Source organism: Leptospira sanjuanensis (assembly GCF_022267375.1).
Classification (GTDB): Bacteria; Spirochaetota; Leptospiria; order Leptospirales; family Leptospiraceae; genus Leptospira; species Leptospira sanjuanensis.
This window is the reverse complement of record NZ_JAIZBH010000001.1, coordinates 1,521,560-1,544,586: the sequence shown is the minus strand read 5'-3', so window position 1 is coordinate 1,544,586 and position 23,027 is coordinate 1,521,560. Positions and strand designations below refer to the sequence as shown.

Below are 23,027 nucleotides of genomic sequence, written 5' to 3'. Positions count from 1 at the left end.
AGATTACTCTTCCGTTTCTTCCGCATCGTCGTCTTCATCCAAAGCCTCTTCCAGAGGTTCTTCGGTGAATTCCATTTCTTCGTCGTCGATCAGATTGTCTTCTTCGATTACTTCCTCTTCCTCGACGACTCTCGGACGAACCGTGCGAGTGCGGGTAACGGGACGTTTGTTCTGATCTGCTCCGCATTTCGGACAAATCTTTTCTTCTTTATTGAGATCGTAAAATTTCGTGGAGCAAGTATGACAGGTCCATTTTTTTCCGAGTGGATTGAGGGCCACTCCTTTGGAAGAAGAAGTCTTTTTCGTTCCTGCGGCTTTGGAAGCCGGACTCGAAAGAGCCTTTTTGATGATTTCTACTTTCTTTTTTGCCGAGGCGTTCGCCTTCTTAGGCGCAACTTTTTTAGCCGTCGCCTTTTTCTTAGCCGCGGCCGAGGCAGTTTTTTTGGATGCAGTTTTTTTACCAGTTGCCATCGGAATTGACCATGCTCTGCGAGAGTTATCCGCCTTCAAGCAGAAATAATATTTAATGTTCGTCTTGAAACTCGGGCGCAAACCCTAACCGATATTCGGAAAAATTGCAAGGAAAGAATCCTTGATTTTCCTATTTTTTTTCGATTCCCGGAAAAACTCCCGTTCTTCTTTTTAGATTAAGAACCGTTCGGGAGAAACTCTTTGAAAACTAAATTGAGCGTAAACATCAATAAAATCGCTACCCTCAGAAATTCAAGAGGAGGAAACATTCCGAATCTCTTGTATTTCGCGGAGCTCGTCTTAAACGCGGGCGCTCAAGGAATCACGGTTCATCCGAGAGAAGACGAACGTCATATCCGCAAGGACGACGTATTCGCTTTGAAAGAATTCATCGATTCCTATAACCTAAAAAACAAAACGAAAATCGAATACAATATCGAAGGAGAACCCTCCTCCCGTTATTTGGATTTAGTGTTACAGACAAGACCCGATCAAGCGACCTTGGTTCCGGTGACTCCCGGGGAAATCACATCCGATCACGGATTCGATTTCGGAAAGGATCTGGAAATAGTTCAAGAATATTCTAAAATTCTAAAGAAAGAAGGAATCCGGACGTCGCTTTTCGTAGAAACCGATTTGGAAAACCTGAAACTCGCTCACCTTTCCGGAGCCGATCGAGTGGAATTTTATACGGGACCGTTTGCCGAAGAATTCGATCGTTCCCCTGCGGACGGAAAAAAATCCTTCGAAAGCCGGTACGTCCCCGCCGCCGAAGAAATTCTCCGTCAAAGGATGGAAATCAACGCCGGTCACGATTTGGATCATCGGAATCTCGTTCTCTTTTCGAAACTTCCGGGTCTTTTGGAGGTTTCGATCGGTCATCGATTGATTTCAAGAGCGCTTGAAATCGGAATCGATCGGAGCGTTAAGGATTATCTTCAAGCTCTTTCGTGAGATGACGAAATCCTTCGAAGTTCGGATCTCCTTGGATCAGATAATAAGCCGCTTTTTTCAGATGAATCGCGAGATTCTTTGCCCGTTGGTTTTTTCCGGAGACGACCTCCAGACTTTCTTTGAACTTCTTTAGTTGTTCTGCGGCAAGAGTTTTGTTTTTGGATCGGACCGATTGACGGAATTCCTTCCAATATTTGGTTGCATCTTGATTCGGAACCTGCATCTTTTCCAAGGTTTGTTTGCGCACCGCACCGCTCACGTCCCAGACTTCCTTATACGGATGAGAATTCTCCAGAAATTTATAATATTCTTTCGTATAATTGACTTCGTTCGGTTTGACTCCCACGAGAGCCTCCGCTTCTCCCACGCATTCGGAGAATATTCCTTTTTTTAAGGATTCTCTTCCGATTTCCTTCAACGCCGCGAGAACGATCAGATCCGCGAGGGTTTCGTTCTTTTTTCCCTCCTTGCAATTCTTGATCGCTCGAAAATATCTTTTTTCCACTTCGTCGGCCGCTAGGACTTCTCCCTGTTCCAACTCCAAATAATAAGCGACTTGGAAAACCTGATCCCGATAGAGCGTGTCGGTCGGATCGGCCTTTCTTGCTCGAAGCGCATAGTCCAACGCTTCGGGATAATTTTTGGACGAACTCAAGAGAACGGAAAGATTGTAACAAGACAAGGCTCGTTCGGGATGAAGAGAACGACAACTGGAGCGAAGAAGCTTGATCGCGGATTCTTTTTCTTCCGGAGTTCCGTAAAATTCCAAGATCGCCTGCTCTTGAATCATTTCGAGCGCGAATCTTCCCGAGCCGGGCATGGAAACCGTTGAACACGAGAATCCGAAAATCAACAGGACGAAGACGAAACTTCCGCCCCAAAGGGATTGACACTTTGAGATTTGAATAGAGAATGAACCGAAAATTTCCTGAAATCCGAGGGACACGAGTTTGAAAAAAGGATCTGCCGCTCTTTCGTTGTTACTTTCCACTCTTTTGACCATTTTTATCCTGTACTGCGAGCCTACATCCGGCAAGTCCCCGGTCAAGGCGGACTTTACCCTCAAGGATTTCGATAACGTGGTGAGTACCGTTTCCCGGTATTACATCGACAAAAACATCGATAAAAACCGCGCGTATCGGGAAGCCGCCATCTACGCTCTCTTGGCCCTTCCTCATTCCATCTATCTCTATCCCGAAAGTTATTTCAAGGAAAGAGAGAAATACGAAGAGAAAGACGAAATTTTTCCGGGCAAAACATTCAAAATTTCCACGGATGATTCCTTCGTTCTTTTCGATCCGGACTACGCAGAAGTCGAAAAGATCCGCGACCGCAAACTGAAAGAGGATGCGAACAAGGCGAAAGTCAGCGACGACGAAGTCAAAAAAATCGTAGAGCGCGAAAAGATCCGCAAAAACGTTCTTTCCTCCAAGTGGGAACAAACCGGTTTTAGTAAAAAAGATTTTGATAGAATTCTCGCGTTCATCGAAACCAATCTCGACAAATACAAGGATTCTCCGTTGAAGGACCCGTTCGGTGAATCGGAAGAAAAAACGAAAGAACCGTTTACGATGAACGACGTGATGCTCGCTGCGGCAAACGGTTATCTTTCCTCTCTCGATCCTCATAGCAACGTATTCCTACGATCCGCATGGGAAGAATCGATGGCGAAAATTCAAGACGGAAGTTTCGAAGGAATCGGAGCGATCCTATCCGGCGGAGGAAACAGAGAAGTCGTCGTGGAAAATCCTCTCGAAGGAAGACCCGCGGTCAACGCAGGAATCCGTTCGGGCGACGTGATCCTCGCGGTCGACGGAAAATCGATCAAAGGAATTCTTTTGGATAAGGTCGTAGAAAAGATCAAAGGAAAAAAAGGTTCCAAGGTCGCGCTTACGATTCAAAGAAAGGGAGTTCCGGGAACTCTGCACATCGAAGTCGTACGAGATACGATCGAAATCAAAAACCTGAGCAGTAAACTCATCGAAGGTCACGAACATATCGGTTACATCAAACTCACCGGTTTCGTAAAATCGGAAGACGGTCCTTCCGTAGACCGGGAACTCGTGGATAAGTACAAAGAACTCGAAAAAGAAGCGCAGGCCAAGGGAACCAAACTCAAGGCGGTGATCTTGGATCTTCGAAGCAACGCGGGCGGTTATCTGGATCTTGCGATCGACATCGCGGATATGTTCATCGAAAAGGGTTTGATCGTTTCCACAAAAAGCCCGAACCGTAGTCCCGAAGACGCTTATGCGAAGAATAAGGACATCACCAATTTACCGTTAGCCGTTCTGATCAACGCGAAGTCCGCTTCCGCTTCCGAGATCGTAGCGAGCGCGATCAAACACCACGGCAGAGGTTTGATTCTCGGCGAAAGAACCTTCGGAAAAGCGACGGTTCAAAAACTGATGCCTCTCGGAAACGACTACCTGATCAAACTCACACAGGCGCGTTATTATTCTCCGTCCGGAAACACGATTCAGGTAGTGGGCGTAAAACCGGACATCGATATTTCCTCCGAAGAAGACGGAAGTTTTCCGTTCCGATTCCGCGAGGAAAACATGTGGAATCACCTTTCCGAACTTCCCGCGGAAGCGGAGGAAAAAAGTTCCTTTGACGTGAAAAAACTCGAGGCTTGGGTTCAAAAGAACGGAAAATCCGCCGAGTTCATCGCGGCGCATAAGAACGATCCGATCAAACCGGACTATCAACTGATTCGTTCCTTGGATTATATCGAAGCACTGATCAACACGCAAAAAAAGAAATAACATGCCCCGCATCAAAACGGACTTTTTAGTCTTAGGGAGCGGAATCACGGGCCTCTTTGCGGCCTTGAAACTCGCTCCCTACGGCTCCGTTCTCATCGTCACAAAAAAATCGGACTACGAATCCAACACGAACTACGCGCAGGGCGGAATCGCTTCCGTCTTTGCGGAAGGCGATAAACTTTCAGACCACATAAAAGACACTCTCGAAGCCGGAGCTTGGCTCTGCGATCCGGCGGCCGTTCAAATCCTCGTGGAAGAAGGCCCTCCTTTAGTCAAAGAGCTCCTGAACTACGGCGTTCCGTTCAACCTGGAACCTTCGGGAAAGTTCGATTTGTCCCGGGAAGGAGGACACGGAAAAAACCGGATCGTCCACGCGCACGACAGAACCGGAAGGGAAATCGAAAAGACCCTTCTTGGAGTCGTCAAACAAAATCCGAATATTCAAATATTAGAATATCATACTTTGGTGGACCTGATCACTCCCCACCATCTGAAACAGAAAGGACTCGTGTGCTACGGGGCTTATGTTCTTTCCAATCATTCCGGAGAAGTGTTCCCGATTCTCGCGAAAGAAACGATCCTTGCGACCGGCGGAGCCGGTCAGGTTTATTCCCATACGACCAATCCTAAGATCGCGACGGGAGACGGAGTAGCCTCCGCATACAGAGCCGGAGCCCTCATCAAAAATATGGAATTCTATCAGTTCCACCCGACCGCCCTCTATCACGAGGACGGAGATTCCTTTTTGATCTCCGAAGCGGTCCGAGGCAAGGGTGCGATCCTCATGAACAAAGACGGGGAACCGTTTATGAAACGATATCATGCGATGGCCGATCTGGCGCCGCGCGACGTGGTGGCAAGGGCCATCGACTCGGAGATGAAAAAACGAGGAGAAACGCACGTCTATCTCGACATCACACATCTTCCTTCCGATCAAATCAAAGATTCCTTTCCGTCCATCTATGAGAAATGCAAGGAACTCGGAATCGACATCACGACCGATCGAATCCCCGTCGTTCCAGTCGCGCACTTTCTTTGCGGAGGAGTCGCCTCGGATTTGGACGGAAGAACGACGATCCCCAATCTTTCCACGGCCGGAGAAACGGCTTGCACCGGAGTTCACGGAGGAAACCGTCTCGCGTCCAACAGCCTTTTGGAATGTTTGGTGTTTTCCAATCGGATCGCGAAACGGATCTCAAAGGAAAAACCGGAGTTCACAAAGGCTCACGATGAAATTCCTTCTTGGAACAAGGAAGGAATGGTCAATACCGAAGAATGGGTTTTGATCTCTCATGATTTAAGCGAGATCAAAAGCACGATGAGCAACTATGTCGGAATCGTCCGTTCCAATCTTCGATTGGAAAGAGCGAAACGGAGAATGGATCTGATCTACGACGAAGTCAAGGATTACTACAACCGAACGATCATCACGAATCCGTTGATCGAACTTAGAAACCTCGTGATCGTGGCCGAACTCATCATCCGTTCGGCGTTATCCAGAAAGGAAAGTAGAGGACTTCACTTTTCCACGGATTATCCCGAAAACAGAAATCCTTCCAGAATCGATACGGAAATGAGAAACGACAAGATTTCGCTCTGAGGGAGAATTCTTTCGTGAAAGCGCAATTTGTGGGAACTCCAGCGCGGATCGAGGTTTAGAGAAGAATTTTAAAATCCGAAGAACTTGTGGGAACTCATACATGATTCCGAAATCAAAAGGAGATCGTAGTTACTCGGTGTGGGAACTCCAGCTTTCAAATCAACGACGAAGTTTGGACCGACAAATCAAATGCGAATCAAACCGCGCAACAGTCTAAAACGATCAAATATTCGAATCTTAGAATACGTGACTGAAGTTTACGAAAAGCTGTTTATCTTCCCTTGAAACCGCGTAGTCGATCATGATGATCGTCGCTTGGTTCCAGGCGATCCTCAAACCCAATCCATGGGAGTATTTGTAGTCCAGTAAACCGGCCTTGTGTTCGTCGTTCCAAACGCGGCCGAAATCCCAAAAAGGAACAAGGTTCAACGCGAAGTATTCCCCGCCGACGGAAAAATCGTAGAACTTCCAGCGCACTTCCACGGTTCCGAAGCCCATGGCGCGTCCTACGAAACGATCCTGTTTGTAACCGCGGAGAGTTCTTAAACCGCCGAGACCGGACACGGTGCTTTCGGTTCCCCAAAGATTTCTATATTCAAAAAACGGAACATCTCCGTCCGAAATGCCGAAACCGAAACGAGATGCGAGGACGAGTTTCTCGAAGGTTTTCGGAAACGGGCTATAAAAGAATTTCGCGTGTCCGAAATATTTCTGAAAATCAAAATTGGAGCCGATCGTTTTCGTCGCCTTTTCATACGTCGCTTCCAGGAAAACACCCGAGTTCGGATCGGGTTCAAAATCGCGCGTATCGTAAACCAAACCTACCTTAGCGGTATTCACAAAGCCGCCGTGATAACCGAGGATCTTTCCGGATTCCGCGTCTTCGGTCAATCTCGTCTTTGCGTTGGGAACTTCACCCGAATTACTGAGAGGAGTCCCGTCAAAAATCGGATCGATGGATTTTACGAACTTACCGTCGTTCGCCTGCACGATGTTATTCGAAAGACGAAATCCTGCCACGAGGCGAACCGTTCCGTGAAAGAAGGAGCGCTCCGTGCTGAAATTCAACTGGGGAGTCTGGATCGTATACCGGTTGTACATACGATCGGTCACGTTGAACGCGGGACCCGCAGGAATACCGGAATACGTCCTTCCGCCGAGTTCGACTGGATCGCCGGGACCTCCCGGTCTTTGATACATAAACGTGGATTCCTGAGAACCGTATTGCGCGTTCGTGACCTGCGGAGCGCCAGGTTGATTCCGTTCCTGATAGGTAAGCGGCTTTAACGTGGATTCCCCCACTCCGAAATACAAGGTGGTCGGAGTGATCGTGAGAAGCGCGTCCGCGCGCAATCTCCACTGCGTGTTCGCGACATACGGCATGTCCAAACTGAGCTGATGATACTGTGCGTTCTTAGTCGTATTAAAATATTGCGCGAAAAAACGAAGACGATACGGAGTATATTCGAAAAATGGATCGGACTTTTTTCCGTTGTTGTACGCGTAAGCCCGAACCCCGTAACCGATCCCTTCATTCGGATCGGAATTGATCAAAGGAAGTCCCGTCGGATACCAGCCTTCCTTTTTGTTATCCAGATCTTTTTTACACATCTGTTTAACTCGGTCGATTTTAAACGGAAGATCCTTTCTTTCTTCCGGCTTATCGCAGCCCGAAAAATTCTCCTGAGCGGAAACTTCAAAGAAGGAAATCAAAGCGCATCCCAGACAAAGCAAGAACGGGAAGGTCTTGGAAAGAAATCGGTTGCGAAAGAAACCCTCCTCTTTGGAAAGAATCTTAGAAAGATAAGAATTCGTCTTTGTGTTCTTCTTCGAATGTTTCATAAGTTTTGCACGGAAAGATTGTGAATTTCTAACCGACCCGTCGACGCTGTCAAACTGAATATGATAAAATGCTCACATTTCAATAGAAACAAAAAACTCGCCCTTTGCGCTCTGTCAAAAGGCGAGTCGGTCGTCGTTGTTAAACGACATGAGGAAATTCTTTCCTTAAGGAAGATTTCTCACACAACGAACGAAGTATCTGCTCGTTTTCGCAAACGCGGTATCGTCTCCGAAATGAGTAGCTCCGAAGTTGACCGCACGCGCAGTATCTACGGCTCCTTCCTTTGCCCACGAACTCCAGTAATAATCTTCCACGGTGTTCGGAAACTTCAAGAGAAGCGCGTTCAAACTTCCCGATGCGGTGAGAGCCTTTAACTCCGGATAGGTGGGAAGTCTCCAATCCGAACGGCCCGCCGTACGATCCGCATTGCAGGAAGTGTAAGCTTCGCTGGTTCCGGTAAATCCGGGGGTTTGTCCGACGAGAACAGGAGGCAACGTGATCGTATTGCAATCGTTCAGATTCAAGGAACAATACTGAAACAAAGCCGCGCCGTATCTTCCGATCACGGTCGAAGTGTTGTTGATTCCTTCGCAGTCATACGATCCGTTCTGCCCTACGCGGAGAACTTGTCCTTGCGTACAGATCTTCCACATAAGTCCGGTCGTATTGTTCGTGATCGTTCCGGACGCGGGGTCGGCGGTATATGGACTGAAAAAAACCATTCCCGCAAGAAGAACTTTCGCGTCCTCGTTGATAAAGCCCAGAGTCGTATCGTCCGGTTTTTCCTCGCAATTCGCAAAGAAAGAAAGCGCAATACTGAGCATTAGAATATTCTTATATTTTTTCATGATTTCCTCAGAAAATGTGGTTAAAGTTCATAAATATCTGTTTGTCTTCCTTGGAAACCGCGTAATCCAACATCAGGATCGTACTTTGATTCCAAGCGATTCGAAATCCCATACCACGGGAATATTTATAATCTTTGAGTCCCACGTTGTGTTCGTCGTCCCAAACCCGACCGAAATCCATAAACGGAACCAGGTTCAACGCAAAGTGTTGTCCCGCAACGGTGAAATCGAAGAACTTCCAACGAAGTTCGATGTTTCCCCATCCCATCGCTCTACCGGCAAAACGATCCTGTTTGTAACCGCGCAAGGTTCGGAGGCCTCCGAGACCGGTGATCCCACCCTCGGTCGACCAAAGGTTTCTGTATTCGAAAAAGGGCGCATCCCCGTCCGTCATCCCGAAAGCTCCGCGACCCGCAAGTACGAGTTTATCAAACGTTTTCGGAAACGGGCTGTAGAATACCTTCATCTGAGTGAAATATTTCGAATATTGAAAATCGGAACCCAAGGACTTTGCGACCTTCTCGTACGTCGCTTCCAAGAAAACCCCACGGTTCGGATCCGGTTCCAAATCCCGCGTATCCAATACCATACCGAAACGGACCGAGTTTACATTTCCACCGTTGGCGCCGATGATTCTTCCCGCTTCCGCGTCTTCGGTCACTTTGGTTTTTCCCGCCGGTGCCATACCGGAATTACTGAAAGGAGATCCTTCCGTCAAAGGATCCGTACTTTTTACGAACTGACCGTCAAACGTCTTAACAATGTTTTGCGAAACGCGAAGTCCCGCAACCATACGAACGAGGCCTCCGAAGAAGATATGCTCTCCGCTGATGTTTGCCTGCGGAGAACGAATGTCGTATCGATTGTACATCCGATCCGTTACGCGAAACGCGTCATTGGTAGGAAGTCCCGAATAATTGGCTCCCTGAAACTCGACAGGATCTCCCGGACCGCCCGGTCTTGTGAAATAAATATTCTTTTCCCGATCGTGATAGGTAGCGTTCCGTACGACTTCTCCGCCGGGTTGGTTTCTTTCCTGATATGAAAGTGTTTCGAGAGACTTTTCGCCGATCCCGTAATACAACGTGTTCGGATTCGTATCATAGATCAAATCCCCGCGCAATCTCCACTTCGAATCGAAGATATATGGAGCGTCGAAGCTGATATCTTGATACTGTCTGTTTTTTGTGGTGTTAAAATACTGCGCGAACATCCGAAAGCGATAAGGAGTATATTCAAAAAACGGATCGGACTTTTTTCCGTTGTTGATCAAGAAGACACGGACCCCGTAACCCACACCCACGTTCGGGTCGGAGTTCAAAAGAGGAAGCCCCGTCGGGAACCAACCTTCCTTCTTTTTACAGATGTCTTCGGGTCTCAAACGTCTCATTTCCGAGATTTCAAATGGCAGATCCGTTCTTGGCTTTCGATTGCTATAATCGACAAACGCGAGCTTGGAACAATCCTCTTTGTCTTGCGCATACACCGACCCAGCCGTTAAGGTCAGAGCGAACAGACAGGTTGCAATACTTACGAGTTTCAGAAATTTCTTCATGGATTTCCTATTTCTATATTTCAGAACAAAACGGAAACGGTTCGGCGGCATACTGTCAATAGGATTTTTCCAAGAATTGGGAAATACGTTAGGAAAACTAGGGTCGAATTCCGGTTATTCATAACAATTGATATAATACCTTGGAAAAGAGGAAACATCGATTATGACGGGCGGATGAAATCGAATTGGCTTGAATGAATTTGCTGCGTAGTGATGGTATTCGACTGACAGTCGATTTTTGTTACGTTGTTCTTTGCGTCATACGTCAGTTCCGCATTTGCGATCACGCTTCCATCCGGCTTTGTGGACAATATGCTTACCGGTAATTTTTCCACCGGTTCAAATCCAATTTCCATCGTTACGCCGTTCCCGCTTACACGCCGCACGGATGGAACTCCGTTCGCGTTTAAATACGGTCCTTGATAGCTCACGACCGTATGTCCAACGCTCGTCCCATCTGCAGAATCCATCGTGATATTCGACAACGTTCCGTTCGTCGAGTAGTTGTTGTGAAGTTTCGTTCCATCAGGTAACGTTTCCGTGATTACGGGCGTTGCCGCTACGCGGCCCGGGCTCTCCGCTTCGGTCAAGTTATTGTGTTTATTAGTTCTCATCGCTTCTCAGAAATCCAATAACTTGACCACGCATCGATCCCTAACGCGGGAAACTGACCCTGTTCTTCTTAACTAAGCTTACCACCCAGGCTTATGGATTACTCGACGGCTTGACTGATAAAAGATCATGCAACCCTCTTCATTTTTTAATCGAATTACACAATCATCTCGACATTCCGCATGGAGGGGGTCTATTGCTTTTGAATATTCTGGATATCGACTATCGCATTTTGCCAAACAGCGACCCAAACGAATGTTGCAATTTTTAATTTTTTCTTTATTTGCATTATCAGTATAATTCATTTGTAACCGCCTAACGAACCACAAGCCCACCGTTTTTTGGCAGATCCTCGCAAGAAAGACTTCTCGGTATCGTTTCCCAAGACTTAAAAAGATCTCGTAAATAAGCGTAAGGATCGATACCTGAGATCTTTGCATTTTGAATTAACGAATAGAATCCCGCGCTCGCAGTTGCCCCTTGTGGACAACCGGAGAAGAGCCAGTTTTTTCTACCGATCACAAAAGGACGAATGTCGTTCTCAACGAGATTCGTATCTAATTGCAATTCCGGATGATCCAAAAAGAGAAGCAGTTTTTCCCACTGGCCAGAAAGATAAGAGAGCGCTTTTCCCATAGAAGATTTGGGAGCAACTTCGACGATCCGTTTGTTCATCCAAGAACGAATCTCATCAACGATAGGCTTAGATTCGGATTGCCTGAGTTTCAGATGTTCTTCAGAACTTAAACTTTCTACCTTAGCTTTTGACTCGATTGTATAAAGCTTACCGATTTTCTTTACGATCCATTCTGCTTGCACATTCTTAGAATCGATTTTTAGAATTTCGAAAAATCTCCTCCTCGCATGATTCCAACATCCCGCGTGAAGAATCTTAGATTTAACTTTCAACAAAGAATCGTAAGATTCAAAACCGTCCGTTTGGATGATTCCTTCAAATCCCTGGATCCATTCTTCTAAAAACTTAGCGCTCCGACTCGGCTCATAATGATAGAGAACAACGGGCTTTTCTCTGATGAACCCTCGGATCACCCACATATACGATTTGGATGTATTCAACTTTCCTTCTTCGTTTAACACTTGAAGAATCGTCTCATCGATCTGCAAATACTTCGATTTGAAAAGTTCCCTTCTCACATCCTCGATCATCGGAGAAAGTTTTTCAAAAACTTGAATTGCGGTATTGGAAAGGGTGCTCCTTGAAATATCCACTCCCGATCTCTGGAGAATCCCGGCTTGTCTGTAAAACGGAAGAGCATCCGCAAACTTTTGAGTAAGCGTGTGAGCTAAGAATCCGGAAGAAAGCATACTCTTCTCAGCGATCTGATGGGGAACCGGCGCGATTCTTACGACAGGTAGAGTTTCATCAGAAGTTCCTTCACAATGCTTACACGCATACTTAGGGCGAATATGAACTTCGACTTGTATTTTAGCCGGGATAATATCTAACTTCTCGGACTTGTCTTCTCCGATACGAGTAAGCTCGTGACCACAAGAACAGGTTTTATCAATTTCAGGAATATCATGTAGGATTTCGATTCTTGGAAAGTAGTCCGGGAAAGGTTTTCTTCCCGTCTTCTTTCTTGTATGGCTTTTAACAGGACTAAAAAGACTTTCTTCTTCGGGTTCAGGAGAATCTTCTTGCAAGGAGCTTTCTATTTCGTTAAAAAGAAATCCTTGATCTTTTTCGATCTGACTCCATTTCTCAGTCTTTCTCCCGAAAAGCTGGATCTTCAATCTCTCGATCTGATCCAAATGTTCGGATTCTTTCTGTTTTTGGAGTCGTAATTCTTCCTGATATTTATTATTCTCTAATATAATGATTCTTTTTAGTTCTTCTACATCATCAGGAAGAGAGTTTAGATCCAAAGACATTCGGATTCAGTCTTAATACTTTCTTTTCTTGAGTCAAACATTTTCAACTGACATTCTTGTATTTTAGTTTCTTGTGCTCTTTGAAAAAATCGATCCCATTCAATAGCCAATGAAACCTTTCAACGGGTATTTTATGCACTTCCTCCTCTGAGTTCGGCCACGGGAATTTACTCTCTTCCAGTCTCTTCTGCCAAAGGCAAAACCCGCTCTTATCCCAGTAGAGCATCTTCAGTTTATCTTTCTTGCGATTGCAGAAGAGAAAGACGCTCGCCGAATACGGATCTTTTTTCATCTTTCCTTCTACGATTACAGAGAGCGTATTGATCGATTTCCTTAAATCCGTCGCCCCAGGTCGAAGATACACTTTTCTGTTTCCGGGATTTAACTCCATCGTCCTAAACTAAACTGAACGTTTACTTGGAGCGATGCCTTCCCCGACGTATCTATCTTTAGGGTCAAAAATTCGGCTTCTACCAATGACTGAGAATTTGTCGAGGAAGGAGGAATTTCTACAAAGTCGTTCTTCTCTGAATGCTTAGAACGTCTCTCCCAATGATATCGAAACGTCGTGTATTTGAGGTGTCTTTCTTTACAATACTGAGGCTGGGAAAGTCCACTCTTTGAAAAGTCATCAAACTCTTTGGGCCAATCTATTTTCGTTTTTTTCATCAAAGACAGTTTACAACATTTATACGATTAGAAAAAGGTGCGGTTGTTTAGGCGCTTACGTTTAAGGAATCGTAATCCGTTTTAAAGATCGCAACGATGTCATCCACACGTTTTGTCTTTTGAATTTGATTTCCTTTTTGATTGTATCGGAATTCAGTCTGACCTGACTCATCCGTAACCTTTGTAAGCCTGCCCAAAGAAAACGGAACCGAAGAATCGTCATATACGAATTGAACGGGAACCTCCGGGCCGTTTGTAGTTTGTGCAGTGTTTCGGCCCATCAGGTCATACGAAAAGTTGACCGACTTCCCTCTCGCATCCGTTTGTCTCGAAAGTCTCCCATTCGCATCGTATGAATAGGAAATAGTTCCCGAATTCGGATCTTGAGTCGAAGTTCTTTGTCCAACCGAGTTGTAACCGAAACTTGTAACAAGTCCGCTCGGGTCGGTAATACTCGCATATCCGCCAAACGGGGAATAGGCGTATTGGATCGTTCTTCCCTGCACCGTCTTGCTCGTCACCTGACCCAGTGCATTCTTCGTAATCGATTCTGACTTCGTCTGCCCGTCGGGATAGATCGTATTCTTCGTTTCGGTCAATCCCGAACGCGTAACGTTTGTCTGAATCGTTCCTAACGGATGCGGCTCCGTAATGGTCGACAATTCTCCGTCCGGATCGTTGTATTGATACAACGTATATTGAGGAGCAATGTTTGAATAATACTCGTTCGACTTTTTAATCAGTTGCCCTTTGTTGTAATCGTAAAAACTTTCTTCAATCGAAAGAATCCCGCTCACTGCGGTGTTACTTTCGGTTCGGATCGTATTTCCGAGCGGATCGATATATTTCGTAGTCGTGCTTGTGTTTCCGCTCGTTGTATCGATCGTATTCTTAGTCACAGATTCGTTGTTGCTCAGTGTTGTTAGGTCATAGAGTCCGGTATTGTTATACACATACGTTTCGTTCGCACTCGATTCGCCGGGATACGTTACGCTCAAAATTCGACCATACGCATCGTAGCCAAAACCGGGCGTTGTTGCTTCGCAACCCGGGCTCTCCGCTTCGGTCAAGTTATTGTGTTTTTTCTTTCTCATCATATTTACGAAACTTCAATAACTTGACCACGCTCGATCCCTAACGCTGAAAACAGACTTTTTTCTTTTCGAAGGACGGTCCCCTTCCTTCGAAAATCGTTGTAAAAGATCTAACAAACTTCGCACCGCACCGCACCGCTGGTGCAGTCGAAATCATTCCTCGAATATTCTCGGAGAATTCGGTCCTTTTGTCTTAGTATTCAATATTTTGAATACATTGCAAACGCTTTTCAAGAATTTTTAAAAATCCTTTATTTGCCTGCGAAATCAAACGAAAAGTTCTTGGGGAAATTCATCACATCTACTCACATTAAATTCGCGTTGATTTTATATAAACAGGTACATCACATTTATCTTTATAATCAAGAATACAATAATCACGACACTTCCCCTGCCTAAAATCTCTTCTAAGAGGATAAATACGCAAGCATTCCGCTTGGCATTTATCTAACTCCTTATTACATTTTTTTATTTTCTCCCTGTTTTCAATTTCAGAAGCTTGGACAATCAATAATTGTCTACTTAAATTTACTTCAAACGCAAACGTTTGTACGGTATATAAGTAGATTATTATGAATATACTATATCTCATTATCAATTTGAGCATCCCAAAACATAAACAGGCCAGCAAGCATCATAATAGTCCGTGGGCTTTGGCAACGGATTAACCGCCACCCTACGTTCAACACATTCAATAAAACATTTTCGTTTGGCATAATCATCACCTCTACCATCAGATTTCTCATAAATGTCATTTGTAACATTGCACTTGGTATAAAAAATAAGTAGTATAATTGATAAGATTTTAAATATCATTTCGTAATTAAAACTATAATTACCTTGTTGAATAAGCCCTGAACTCATGGTCTCTTGAAGATCGAAAATATAAGTAACAACCTTCTTTATTTTCAAGCCGATTCGCACATTCATCTTTGCATTTCTCTCTTGTCGCTTTTTCGAAATAACTATACGGATTCTCCTGATTGCATTTCTTAAAACAAGCGTCCAATTTTATTCCACATTGTTTTAGAAAGATCGCATGCTCACTTGAGGTTTTATTATCCGACAAATCACTTCGAACGAGAACATCTTGCTTCTGCCTTTGGTCCCTACCGCACCCGACAGTAATCACTGCAATCAGAACAATTGTAAATTTATTCATATTTCCAAGAGCATCATTTATTAGAACTCAATGGTAATGTATTATCTTCATCAGGACAACTCAATTCTTTTGTTACATAAGGTAAGCAACTGGTTACAATTATATCAAATGGGATCGTGTTTGGTTTTGCAGATATATTAGACAACTCATATGTAAGTAAAAAATAATTAAGAAGGGCATTGCCTTAAAGCTCGCCAAAAACTGATGTTGAAGAAAATTGATTCACATCAAATACTTCGGATGTCTTATTTGCCGTTGGGATTCCCGAAGAAAAGTCTACACGATCAAAGCCAGATGCTATAAAAACTTTCGATCCCGAAACCAAATTGGCAGTATGTATAGATCTTTTAGATTGCATTTGTCCAGATCCAATTACTGCCATCGTTCCCGTATCATATAATTCACATGATGAAAGAATAGGTGTGCCGTTAAGTATTTGATGTCCCCCACATAATAAAATTCTATTGGAAGCTGTAACTGTTGCAGTATGTCCTACTTTAAAATCACTTAAATTGCCTATAGAAGCAAATGTATTTAATCCTGAATCATACAATTCTACCACTTTAGTATTCGATGCAAAAGGTGGTGCTGTTACTTTATAGCCTCCTGTTACCAGTACGTTCCCGTTTGCCAAAAGATTTGTCGTATGTTGGGTTCGTGAAACGCTAAGGTTCCCCGATGCCGCAAACGTTAATGTGTTCGGATCAAACAATTCGGAAGTAGCAATAGTTGCCTGACCATTATCCAGTCCACCAATGATTAAAATTTTACCATTGTTTAACTTTGTAGAAGTATGAAGGCAACGATTGAAAGTTAAATTACCAATTGGCGTAATAGTAAAACTATTTGGGTCAAATAATTCTGCACTTTTTAAAATCGAGTCCGCCCTTCCACCGGCAATAAGAACTCTTCCGTCGTTCAATAAATCCATACTAAAATCTGAACGGCCTTGATTTAAGTTTGGCCCGCTAATTACTGAGTTCGATGAGGGATCATAAATTTCTGTTTGATTAAGCGGGGGTAATGCGTTTGAAGCTGAACTTAAAGGGTTAGTATTCCCTCCTGCAATAAAGACTCTTCCATCCAACAGACGAATCGCCTTAAAATTAGAGCGCGCAAACTTCAAGCTATTTACTTGAAAGATTATTTTTTGGGTTGGATCAAATTGATGAATATCATTATACGTTTTGAATCCATTTTGGCCGCCCATTATCAGAATGTTATTTCCGATCGGAATAGATTCATGACCGTATCTTCCATATTTTTGTGTAATAATCAATAAAAGAGCAATTATACCTAATTCTTTAGTATTATCGTTGTCGGATGGATTGCATTGCGAAAAAAGAAAAACGACAATAAGAAATTTAACAAATAAGTATTTCATAGATTACCACATTTTTAATTAAACTAATTTTCTTCAATATTGAATTTCATTTAAGAAATAAAGCCATTTATGCTTATGGCTCGTTCTTACTTTCATCATCTTTAATCAAACCCGAACCTCCTCCTTCAGGAGGAGATGGAGGCGCTGGTTCATCTGGGGCTGGCAATGGACAAGCTGGATAAGGATAAATTATACATTCTCCGCACTGGAGAACCCCTTGAACCATTTGGCAAGTTGGGTTATCATTCTTTGGACCATTATTTCCACCAGTATTCGCATTTCCTCCGCCTTTTGCAAAACCCAAATTCCAAAAATAAATCCATTCTGCGACATGGCTTTTTCTACTTCTTTGTTTTTCTCTACTTTTAAGAGCTTGTCCGTTATTCCTATCGCGGGTAGCTCTTTGCGTCCATTTAATAAAGCCCTTAAAGGATTTTTTTAATCCTTTCGTTATATCTTTCGTATTTATTTTTTTTCCTAAATTACTACGATGTAAATCTTTTCCAATGCTTTTCATACTCGGGCTATTGCCATTATGAAAATCCTTCCCCATCGCATGACCGATAATTCGATTCACCATGTGCATCAAACCCGAACCGCTGAGATGCCCACTCGGATCACGGTAGTTCACAGGATTTCCGTCAACATACATATAACGATTCATTCCACTCATTGATTCAGGAACAACAAGCGAGTCCGCTTGTAAAAACCTTCCTAATATTGGTTCGTAGTATCTCGACTTGTAATAGTAAAGCCCGGTTTCTTTGTCTTCGATCTGACCGGTGTATTTGTAACGGAATATATCAGGTCCGTAAGAATCGGTTCGGTTGATAGAACCGTATGGCTCGTAAGATACGTAACTCACTCCAGGTTCAGGTCCGCTCGCAGGGTTTCCGTATCCGTCCGTAATCATGTTGATCGAACCAAGATGATCCGGGTGATAGAAATACATTCCGTTCACAGGTGTTCCGCCGATATTGCCTCCCCCTGTCGTTCCTGCATTTGGGTTTTGAATGCTCGGTGTTCCCGGATTTACATTCGCTCCCATTGCCAACACCCAAGGAGGATCGCCTTCTTTGCCTCCGGAACCAGGTAAAACTCCACAACCCGGAATCGATGTTACGACAAACAGTGCTACGAGCGCCGCTGGAGTTCCAACACCCTGCCAGGAAAGTCTTTGGAGTAGTTCGTTGCCCTTCAAGAAATAAGGGTAAGAAAGATAAAGAACGGTTAAGAGAAGCAAAAAGTAGAAGGCGTTGTAAACTTTTGTGGGAACTCCCTCTTGGAAAAGTTCCGAGTAACCGAAGACGGAACTTACTCGGTCCTTGATTCGGTTTTCGTAATAGTCTACACAGTCAATCGCTACGTCCTTGCAAAACGAATTTGTAAGAGTTCCCACAAAAATGGAAACTTTCGATCCTTTCGAGCCATCGTCACTCCCTGTAATTCTTCCGACAAACAATGCAATTGAGTTTTTACTTGACTCCGGAGTTCCTTCAGATTGGGCCAACTGCAACGTTGCATCTTCTCGCGTCCACTGAGCGACTAAGTCCCCCTGCAAACCTCTCACATACAATGTATGCCTTTCCGGTTGGCCGGGATTTCTTACGATCTCGTAGTTTGGTCCCAACGTATATGTCGTCACAAGGGAAATCTGAGATTCTGACTTGATTCTACTTCCGGCATAGTCGTATGTATTCAAGATCGAACTACTCGTTCCATACGGTGTAATTTCAATCAACTTGCCATAGCTGTTGTAACGTAACGTATCCCCGTTCCTCGAAGTCATGTTCCCGCTTGCATCGTATCCGTAATTCATCGTTCCCGTGCTCGGGCTGTTTGCAGTCGTCACCGCATTCGCGTGCGTTCCATCCCCATATCCTAAAGTATATGCGCCTTTTTGCGTTAAGTTTCCACTTGCAGAAAAATTGTAGTTCTGTGTTCCGTATTTCCCCGTCGCTTGTGTCACTCGATTCAAATTGTCTAATGTAAAGTTTTGTGTTCTGCTTGGATTCAGTTTGTCATCGATTTTCGTTAGGTTGTTTTTTGCATCATACGTAAGTTCAGAATTTGCGATCACGCTTCCATCCGGTTTTGTGGACAATATGCTTACCGGTAATTTTTCCAAAGGTTCAAATCCTATTTCCATCGTCACACCGTTCCCGCTTACACGCCGCACGGATGGAACTCCGTTCGCGTTTAAATACGGCCCTTGATAGCTCACGACAGTATGTCCCACGCTCGTCCCATCTGCAGAATCCATCGTGACATTCGACAACGTTCCGTTTGTCGAGTAGTTGTTGTGAAGTTTCGTTCCATCAGGTAGCGTTTCCGTGATTACGGGCGTTGCCGCTACGCGGCCCGGGCTCTCCGCTTCGGTCAAGTTATTGTGTTTATTCTTTTTCATCACTTCTCAGAAATCCAATAACTTGACCACGCATCGATCCCTAACGCGGGAAACTTACACTAAAATATTTCATTGTTTCATAATGTTATTCGAGCTGTAGTATTGGATTGCAAATCAATAATTTCACCCGTATTATCGGTCGTAACATCGTTCGCAAAAAAACCATCCATTAGAATACCGCCAAATATAAAAATTTTACCGTTATTTAAAACCTCTATAACTGGATTAGCTCTCGGCACAGATAGATTCAACAAACTTGAATAAGTATTGCTAACTACATTATATTTCTCGCATGAATTAGTCGTATCAGATATCGAAGAATCAGCGCGCAACACATAGCCACCGCAAATTAATATATCCCCATTCAATAAAGTTCTGATCGCCTGAGAACGACGTGGAAAATTCATTTTGCCTGCTGTTAAAGAAAACGTGGCTCCAGCGTAAACTTCTCCAAACTCTTCATAGTAAACATTCGAATCTGAATCCTGTCCACCCCTACCTGCTGTTATTAAGACATTACCATTTCCAAGCAATGCTGCAGAATGTCGTGACCTAGGATGATTCAAGTTCCCCGTTACGGTTAACGAATCGCCAACAGGATCATATATTTCAGCCGACGATAGCCTTGAAGTCTTATTACTTCCGCCAGCAATTAAAACATTGCCTGATACTAATGTTGTTGCAGTATGATAAAATCTCTCAGTTGTCATTTGATTAGCACTATTTGAAAATAAATTCAAAGCTGGATCATAGATCTCTAAAGTTTTCAAAATTTGACCATTTAAACCAACGCCACCGCTAAATAATATTTTTCCATTATTCAACTTTGTTGAGGCAAAATAAATTCGCCCTGAATTCAGCTTAGGTCCAACTGAAAAACTTTCAGTCATTGGGTCAAAAATTTCAGAAGTTACAATAAAACTATCATTGCTCCCAACTCCGCCTGCAACAAGCACCTTTCCAGAATTAAGCAAATGCATAGTAAAAGTGGTCCTTTCTATATTCAAATCAGATATTTTGAGAATTTTACCTGTATCTTCACTGAAAATATAACAAGATTTGTAAATAAAACCCATACCATTCGTACCACCGCAAAAAAGAACGCGTTTGCCATCGGCAAGTTTCACTGATGCATGATTAAACCTACCTTGAAAACCTGCACTTCTAAGAAGTCCAATTATTGCAATTTGCTCATTTGATAGAAACGGCTCATTTGATGGCTTACATTGAATTTGTATAAATGTAAAAATTATCAAATAAATAGCTATGTAAGTTTTTATAAAATAATTATATCTCATTCTGATCTCCTAAAATAATTTATTATTATTTACTTGTGCCTGTTGTATTACACTGCTCAGCAGTCGTCACGTCTTCAGCATCTTGAATATCGCCACTTTCAGTCGCTCCACAATAACCACCAGAATATCTATTTGTGTACCATAAATAAATCACTGCGCCTTCTGACCTTTGCTTAATTTTAGTAGGGCGATTCTTATTAAACATATTACCTCTTGCATCATGCTTTCTTTTATTATATTCATCCAATCCAACTGAAAAGGCATACATGAACAAACAAGTAGTTTCTCCAAAAGACTTTTTGCATTCTGCGCTATTTGCGTAAAGTCCAAATACAAAGTTGAATTGATGATTGGCAGAATTTACATAATCTTTATTCCCCATAGCAGTGTTCCACCACGTACCTATTTTTCGCTGACTAAAAATTGTATTTCCAACATCCCAATAATACCTGCCTTTTTTAACAAAAGTCGCATTGTGAAAAAACCGATTCCCGCCAGTCGAGATTCCTCTCGCACTCAATCGCTTGTCCATCCCCTTAGAATTAAAATCCTTCCCAATCGCATGACCGATAATTCGATTCACCATGTGCATTATACCGGGCCCAGTGAGATGCCCACTCGGATCACGGTAGTTCACAGGATTTCCGTCAACATACATATAACGATTCATTCCACTCGTTGATTCAGGAACAACAATCGAGTCCGCTTGTAAAAATCTTCCTAATATAGGTTCGTAGTATCTCGACTTGTAATAGTAAAGCCCGGTTTCTTTGTCTTCGATCTGACCGGTGTATTTGTAACGGAATATATCAGGTCCGTAAGAGTCGGTTCGGTTGATAGAACCGTAAGGCTCGTAAGATACGTAACTCACTCCAGGTTCAGGTCCGCTCGCAGGGTTTCCGTATCCGTCCGTTATCATGTTGATTGAACCAAGATGATCCGGGTGATAGAAATACATTCCGTTCACCGGTGTTCCACCGATATTGCCTCCCCCTGTCGTTCCTGCATTTGGGTTTTGAATGCTCGGTGTTCCCGGATTTACATTCGCTCCCATTGCCAACACCCAAGGAGGATCACCTTCTTTGCCTCCGGAACCCGGTAAAACTCCACAACCCGGAATCGATGTTACGACAAACAGTGCTACGAGCGCCGCTGGAGTTCCAACACCTTGCCAGGAAAGTCTTTGGAGTAGTTCGTTCCCCTTCAAGAAATAAGGGTAGGAAAGATAAAGAACGGTTAAGAGAAGCAAAAAGTAAAACGCGTTGTAAACTTTTGTGGGAACTCCTTCTTGGAATAACTCCGAGTAGCCGAATACGGAAGACAAGCGGTCCTTGATTCGGTTTTTGTAATAGTCTGCACAGTCAATCGCTACGTCCTTACAAAACGGTTCCGTAGCAGTTCCTACAATTCTCCCGACAAACTGTCCAATCGAAGAACTGCTTGACTCCGGAGTTCCTTCCGTTCGGGCCAACTGCAGCGTTGCATCATCCCTCGTCCACTGAGCGACCAAGTCTCCTTGCAATCCCCTCACATACAATGTATGCCTTTCCGGTTGGCCGGGATTTCTTACGATCTCGTAACCGGGTGACAACGTATATGTCGTCACAAGGGAAATCTGAGATTCTGACTTGATTCTACTTCCGGCATAGTCGTATGTATTCAAGATCGAACTACTCGTTCCATACGGTGTAATTTCAATCAACTTGCCATAGCTGTTGTAACGGAGTGTATCCCCGTTCCTCGAAGTCATGTTCCCGCTTGCATCGTATCCGTAGCTCATCGTTCCCGTGCTCGGGCTGTTTGCAGTCGTTACCGCATTTGCGTGCGTTCCATCCCCGTAGCTCAAGGTATATGCGCCTTTTTGTATTAAGTTTCCGTTTGCTGCAAAGTTGTAATTCTGTGTTCCGTATTTTCCAGTCGCCTGTGTGACTCGATTCAAATTGTCCAATGTAAAGTTCTGAGTTCTGCTTGGATTCAGTTTGTCATCGATTTTCGTTAGGTTGTTTTTTGCATCATACGTCAGTTCCGTATTCGCAATCACGCTTCCGTCCGGTTTCGTTGAAAGAATACTTACCGGTAATTTTTCCACCGGTTCGAATCCGATTTCCATCGTCACACCATTGCCGGATACACGCCGCACGGACGGAACTCCGTTCGCGTTTAAATACGGCCCTTGATAGCTCACGACCGTATGTCCCACGCTCGTCCCATCAGCCGAGTCCATCGTGATATTCGACAACGTTCCGTTCGTCGAGTAGTTGTTGTGAAGTTTCGTTCCATCAGGTAACGTTTCCGTGATTACGGGCGTTGCCGCTACGCGGCCCGGGCTCTCCGCTTCGGTCAAGTTATTGTGTTTATTCTTTTTCATCACTTCTTAGAAATCCAATAACTTGACCACGCTCGATCCCTAACGCGGCGATCGGCGTCACTATAAACAACCTTATAAATATCAATGGAGATCCTTGATTC

The 23,027-nt window shown here is 44.0% G+C and carries 15 protein-coding genes and 3 pseudogenes; 3 read left to right on the top strand and 15 right to left on the bottom strand.

The window, feature by feature from the left end; translation table 11 throughout:
• Positions 1 to 3: 3 nt before the first annotated feature.
• The gene (locus LFX17_RS06840) at positions 4 to 471 is read right to left on the bottom strand and encodes a TIGR02300 family protein (protein ID WP_238745811.1); all 468 of its coding nucleotides are present in this window, start codon (positions 469 to 471) and stop codon (positions 4 to 6) included.
• A gap of 201 nt (positions 472 to 672) precedes the next feature.
• Between LFX17_RS06840 and LFX17_RS06835 the strand changes: the two genes are divergently transcribed.
• Positions 673 to 1,425 (top strand): pyridoxine 5'-phosphate synthase, encoded by a 753-nt coding sequence (locus LFX17_RS06835; protein WP_238745805.1) that lies wholly within the window; start codon positions 673 to 675, stop codon positions 1,423 to 1,425.
• On the opposite strand, the gene LFX17_RS06830 is transcribed toward LFX17_RS06835, so the two are convergent.
• On the bottom strand, positions 1,397 to 2,428 hold the full coding sequence (locus tag LFX17_RS06830; protein ID WP_238729566.1) for a hypothetical protein: 1,032 nt from the start codon (positions 2,426 to 2,428) through the stop codon (positions 1,397 to 1,399). The genes LFX17_RS06835 and LFX17_RS06830 overlap by 29 nt on opposite strands.
• Between LFX17_RS06830 and LFX17_RS06825 the strand changes: the two genes are divergently transcribed.
• Positions 2,376 to 4,193 carry a S41 family peptidase gene (locus LFX17_RS06825; RefSeq protein ID WP_455032234.1) on the top strand — a complete coding sequence of 606 codons (1,818 nt, stop codon included), beginning with the start codon at positions 2,376 to 2,378 and terminating at the stop codon, positions 4,191 to 4,193. The genes LFX17_RS06830 and LFX17_RS06825 overlap by 53 nt on opposite strands.
• Position 4,194: 1 nt before the next feature.
• Positions 4,195 to 5,793: an L-aspartate oxidase gene (nadB, locus tag LFX17_RS06820; protein ID WP_238745803.1), complete on the top strand. Its 1,599-nt coding sequence runs from the start codon at positions 4,195 to 4,197 to the stop codon at positions 5,791 to 5,793.
• 237 nt (positions 5,794 to 6,030) lie between these two features.
• Here the strand turns inward: nadB and omp85 (LFX17_RS06815) are convergent, their stop codons facing one another.
• The 13 genes and pseudogenes from omp85 (LFX17_RS06815) to LFX17_RS20855 all read right to left on the bottom strand — a co-directional run bounded on the left by omp85 (LFX17_RS06815) (position 6,031) and on the right by LFX17_RS20855 (position 22,926).
• Positions 6,031 to 7,635: an Omp85 family outer membrane protein gene (omp85, locus tag LFX17_RS06815; RefSeq protein ID WP_406600665.1), complete on the bottom strand. Its 1,605-nt coding sequence runs from the start codon at positions 7,633 to 7,635 to the stop codon at positions 6,031 to 6,033.
• Between the two features lie 165 nt (positions 7,636 to 7,800).
• Positions 7,801 to 8,484, bottom strand: a complete 684-nt coding sequence (lsa25, locus tag LFX17_RS06810) for a surface adhesin Lsa25 (RefSeq protein ID WP_238745801.1) — start codon at positions 8,482 to 8,484, stop codon at positions 7,801 to 7,803.
• A 7-nt stretch (positions 8,485 to 8,491) separates the two neighbouring features.
• Positions 8,492 to 10,039: an Omp85 family outer membrane protein gene (omp85, locus tag LFX17_RS06805; RefSeq protein WP_238729563.1), complete on the bottom strand. Its 1,548-nt coding sequence runs from the start codon at positions 10,037 to 10,039 to the stop codon at positions 8,492 to 8,494.
• Between the two features lie 203 nt (positions 10,040 to 10,242).
• Positions 10,243 to 10,584 (bottom strand): annotated as a pseudogene (locus LFX17_RS06800) (hypothetical protein); the annotation flags it as partial.
• 382 nt (positions 10,585 to 10,966) lie between these two features.
• Positions 10,967 to 12,544 carry an IS66 family transposase gene (gene tnpC / locus LFX17_RS06795; RefSeq protein ID WP_118966396.1) on the bottom strand — a complete coding sequence of 526 codons (1,578 nt, stop codon included), beginning with the start codon at positions 12,542 to 12,544 and terminating at the stop codon, positions 10,967 to 10,969.
• A gap of 43 nt (positions 12,545 to 12,587) precedes the next feature.
• On the bottom strand, positions 12,588 to 12,935 hold the full coding sequence (tnpB, locus tag LFX17_RS06790; protein WP_118966397.1) for an IS66 family insertion sequence element accessory protein TnpB: 348 nt from the start codon (positions 12,933 to 12,935) through the stop codon (positions 12,588 to 12,590).
• The gene (gene tnpA, locus LFX17_RS06785) at positions 12,926 to 13,213 is read right to left on the bottom strand and encodes an IS66 family insertion sequence element accessory protein TnpA (protein WP_118966454.1); all 288 of its coding nucleotides are present in this window, start codon (positions 13,211 to 13,213) and stop codon (positions 12,926 to 12,928) included. Before tnpA ends, tnpB begins: the two co-directional genes overlap by 10 nt.
• A gap of 59 nt (positions 13,214 to 13,272) precedes the next feature.
• Positions 13,273 to 14,232: pseudogene (locus LFX17_RS06780) on the bottom strand (RHS repeat-associated core domain-containing protein); the annotation flags it as partial.
• A 669-nt stretch (positions 14,233 to 14,901) separates the two neighbouring features.
• Entirely contained in the window at positions 14,902 to 15,237 is a 336-nt protein-coding gene (locus LFX17_RS06775) for a hypothetical protein (protein ID WP_238745799.1), read from the bottom strand.
• 416 nt (positions 15,238 to 15,653) lie between these two features.
• Positions 15,654 to 16,853 carry a Kelch repeat-containing protein gene (locus LFX17_RS06770; RefSeq protein WP_238745797.1) on the bottom strand — a complete coding sequence of 400 codons (1,200 nt, stop codon included), beginning with the start codon at positions 16,851 to 16,853 and terminating at the stop codon, positions 15,654 to 15,656.
• A gap of 73 nt (positions 16,854 to 16,926) precedes the next feature.
• Positions 16,927 to 19,191: pseudogene (locus LFX17_RS20980) on the bottom strand (RHS repeat-associated core domain-containing protein); the annotation flags it as partial.
• Positions 19,192 to 19,337: 146 nt separating this feature from the next.
• Entirely contained in the window at positions 19,338 to 20,558 is a 1,221-nt protein-coding gene (locus tag LFX17_RS06760; protein WP_238745795.1) for a Kelch repeat-containing protein, read from the bottom strand.
• A gap of 25 nt (positions 20,559 to 20,583) precedes the next feature.
• Positions 20,584 to 22,926, bottom strand: coding sequence for an RHS repeat-associated core domain-containing protein (locus LFX17_RS20855; protein ID WP_319941235.1), 2,343 nt, complete (start codon positions 22,924 to 22,926; stop codon positions 20,584 to 20,586).
• Between the last annotated feature and the right edge of the window lie 101 nt (positions 22,927 to 23,027).

What these genes read in the sequence shown, in the direction of transcription:
- LFX17_RS06840 (WP_238745811.1), bottom strand. Translation starts at nt 471, where the DNA reads ATGGCAACTGGTAAAAAAACTGCATCCAAAAAAACTGCCTCGGCCGCG.
- LFX17_RS06830 (WP_238729566.1), bottom strand. Translation starts at nt 2,428, where the DNA reads ATGGTCAAAAGAGTGGAAAGTAACAACGAAAGAGCGGCAGATCCTTTT.
- nadB (WP_238745803.1), top strand. Translation starts at nt 4,195, where the DNA reads ATGCCCCGCATCAAAACGGACTTTTTAGTCTTAGGGAGCGGAATCACG.
- omp85 (WP_406600665.1), bottom strand. Translation starts at nt 7,635, where the DNA reads ATGAAACATTCGAAGAAGAACACAAAGACGAATTCTTATCTTTCTAAG.
- lsa25 (WP_238745801.1), bottom strand. Translation starts at nt 8,484, where the DNA reads ATGAAAAAATATAAGAATATTCTAATGCTCAGTATTGCGCTTTCTTTC.
- omp85 (WP_238729563.1), bottom strand. Translation starts at nt 10,039, where the DNA reads ATGAAGAAATTTCTGAAACTCGTAAGTATTGCAACCTGTCTGTTCGCT.
- tnpC (WP_118966396.1), bottom strand. Translation starts at nt 12,544, where the DNA reads ATGTCTTTGGATCTAAACTCTCTTCCTGATGATGTAGAAGAACTAAAA.
- tnpB (WP_118966397.1), bottom strand. Translation starts at nt 12,935, where the DNA reads ATGGAGTTAAATCCCGGAAACAGAAAAGTGTATCTTCGACCTGGGGCG.
- tnpA (WP_118966454.1), bottom strand. Translation starts at nt 13,213, where the DNA reads ATGAAAAAAACGAAAATAGATTGGCCCAAAGAGTTTGATGACTTTTCA.
- LFX17_RS06775 (WP_238745799.1), bottom strand. Translation starts at nt 15,237, where the DNA reads ATGAATGTGCGAATCGGCTTGAAAATAAAGAAGGTTGTTACTTATATT.
- LFX17_RS06770 (WP_238745797.1), bottom strand. Translation starts at nt 16,853, where the DNA reads ATGAAATACTTATTTGTTAAATTTCTTATTGTCGTTTTTCTTTTTTCG.
- LFX17_RS06760 (WP_238745795.1), bottom strand. Translation starts at nt 20,558, where the DNA reads ATGAGATATAATTATTTTATAAAAACTTACATAGCTATTTATTTGATA.
- LFX17_RS20855 (WP_319941235.1), bottom strand. Translation starts at nt 22,926, where the DNA reads ATGAAAAAGAATAAACACAATAACTTGACCGAAGCGGAGAGCCCGGGC.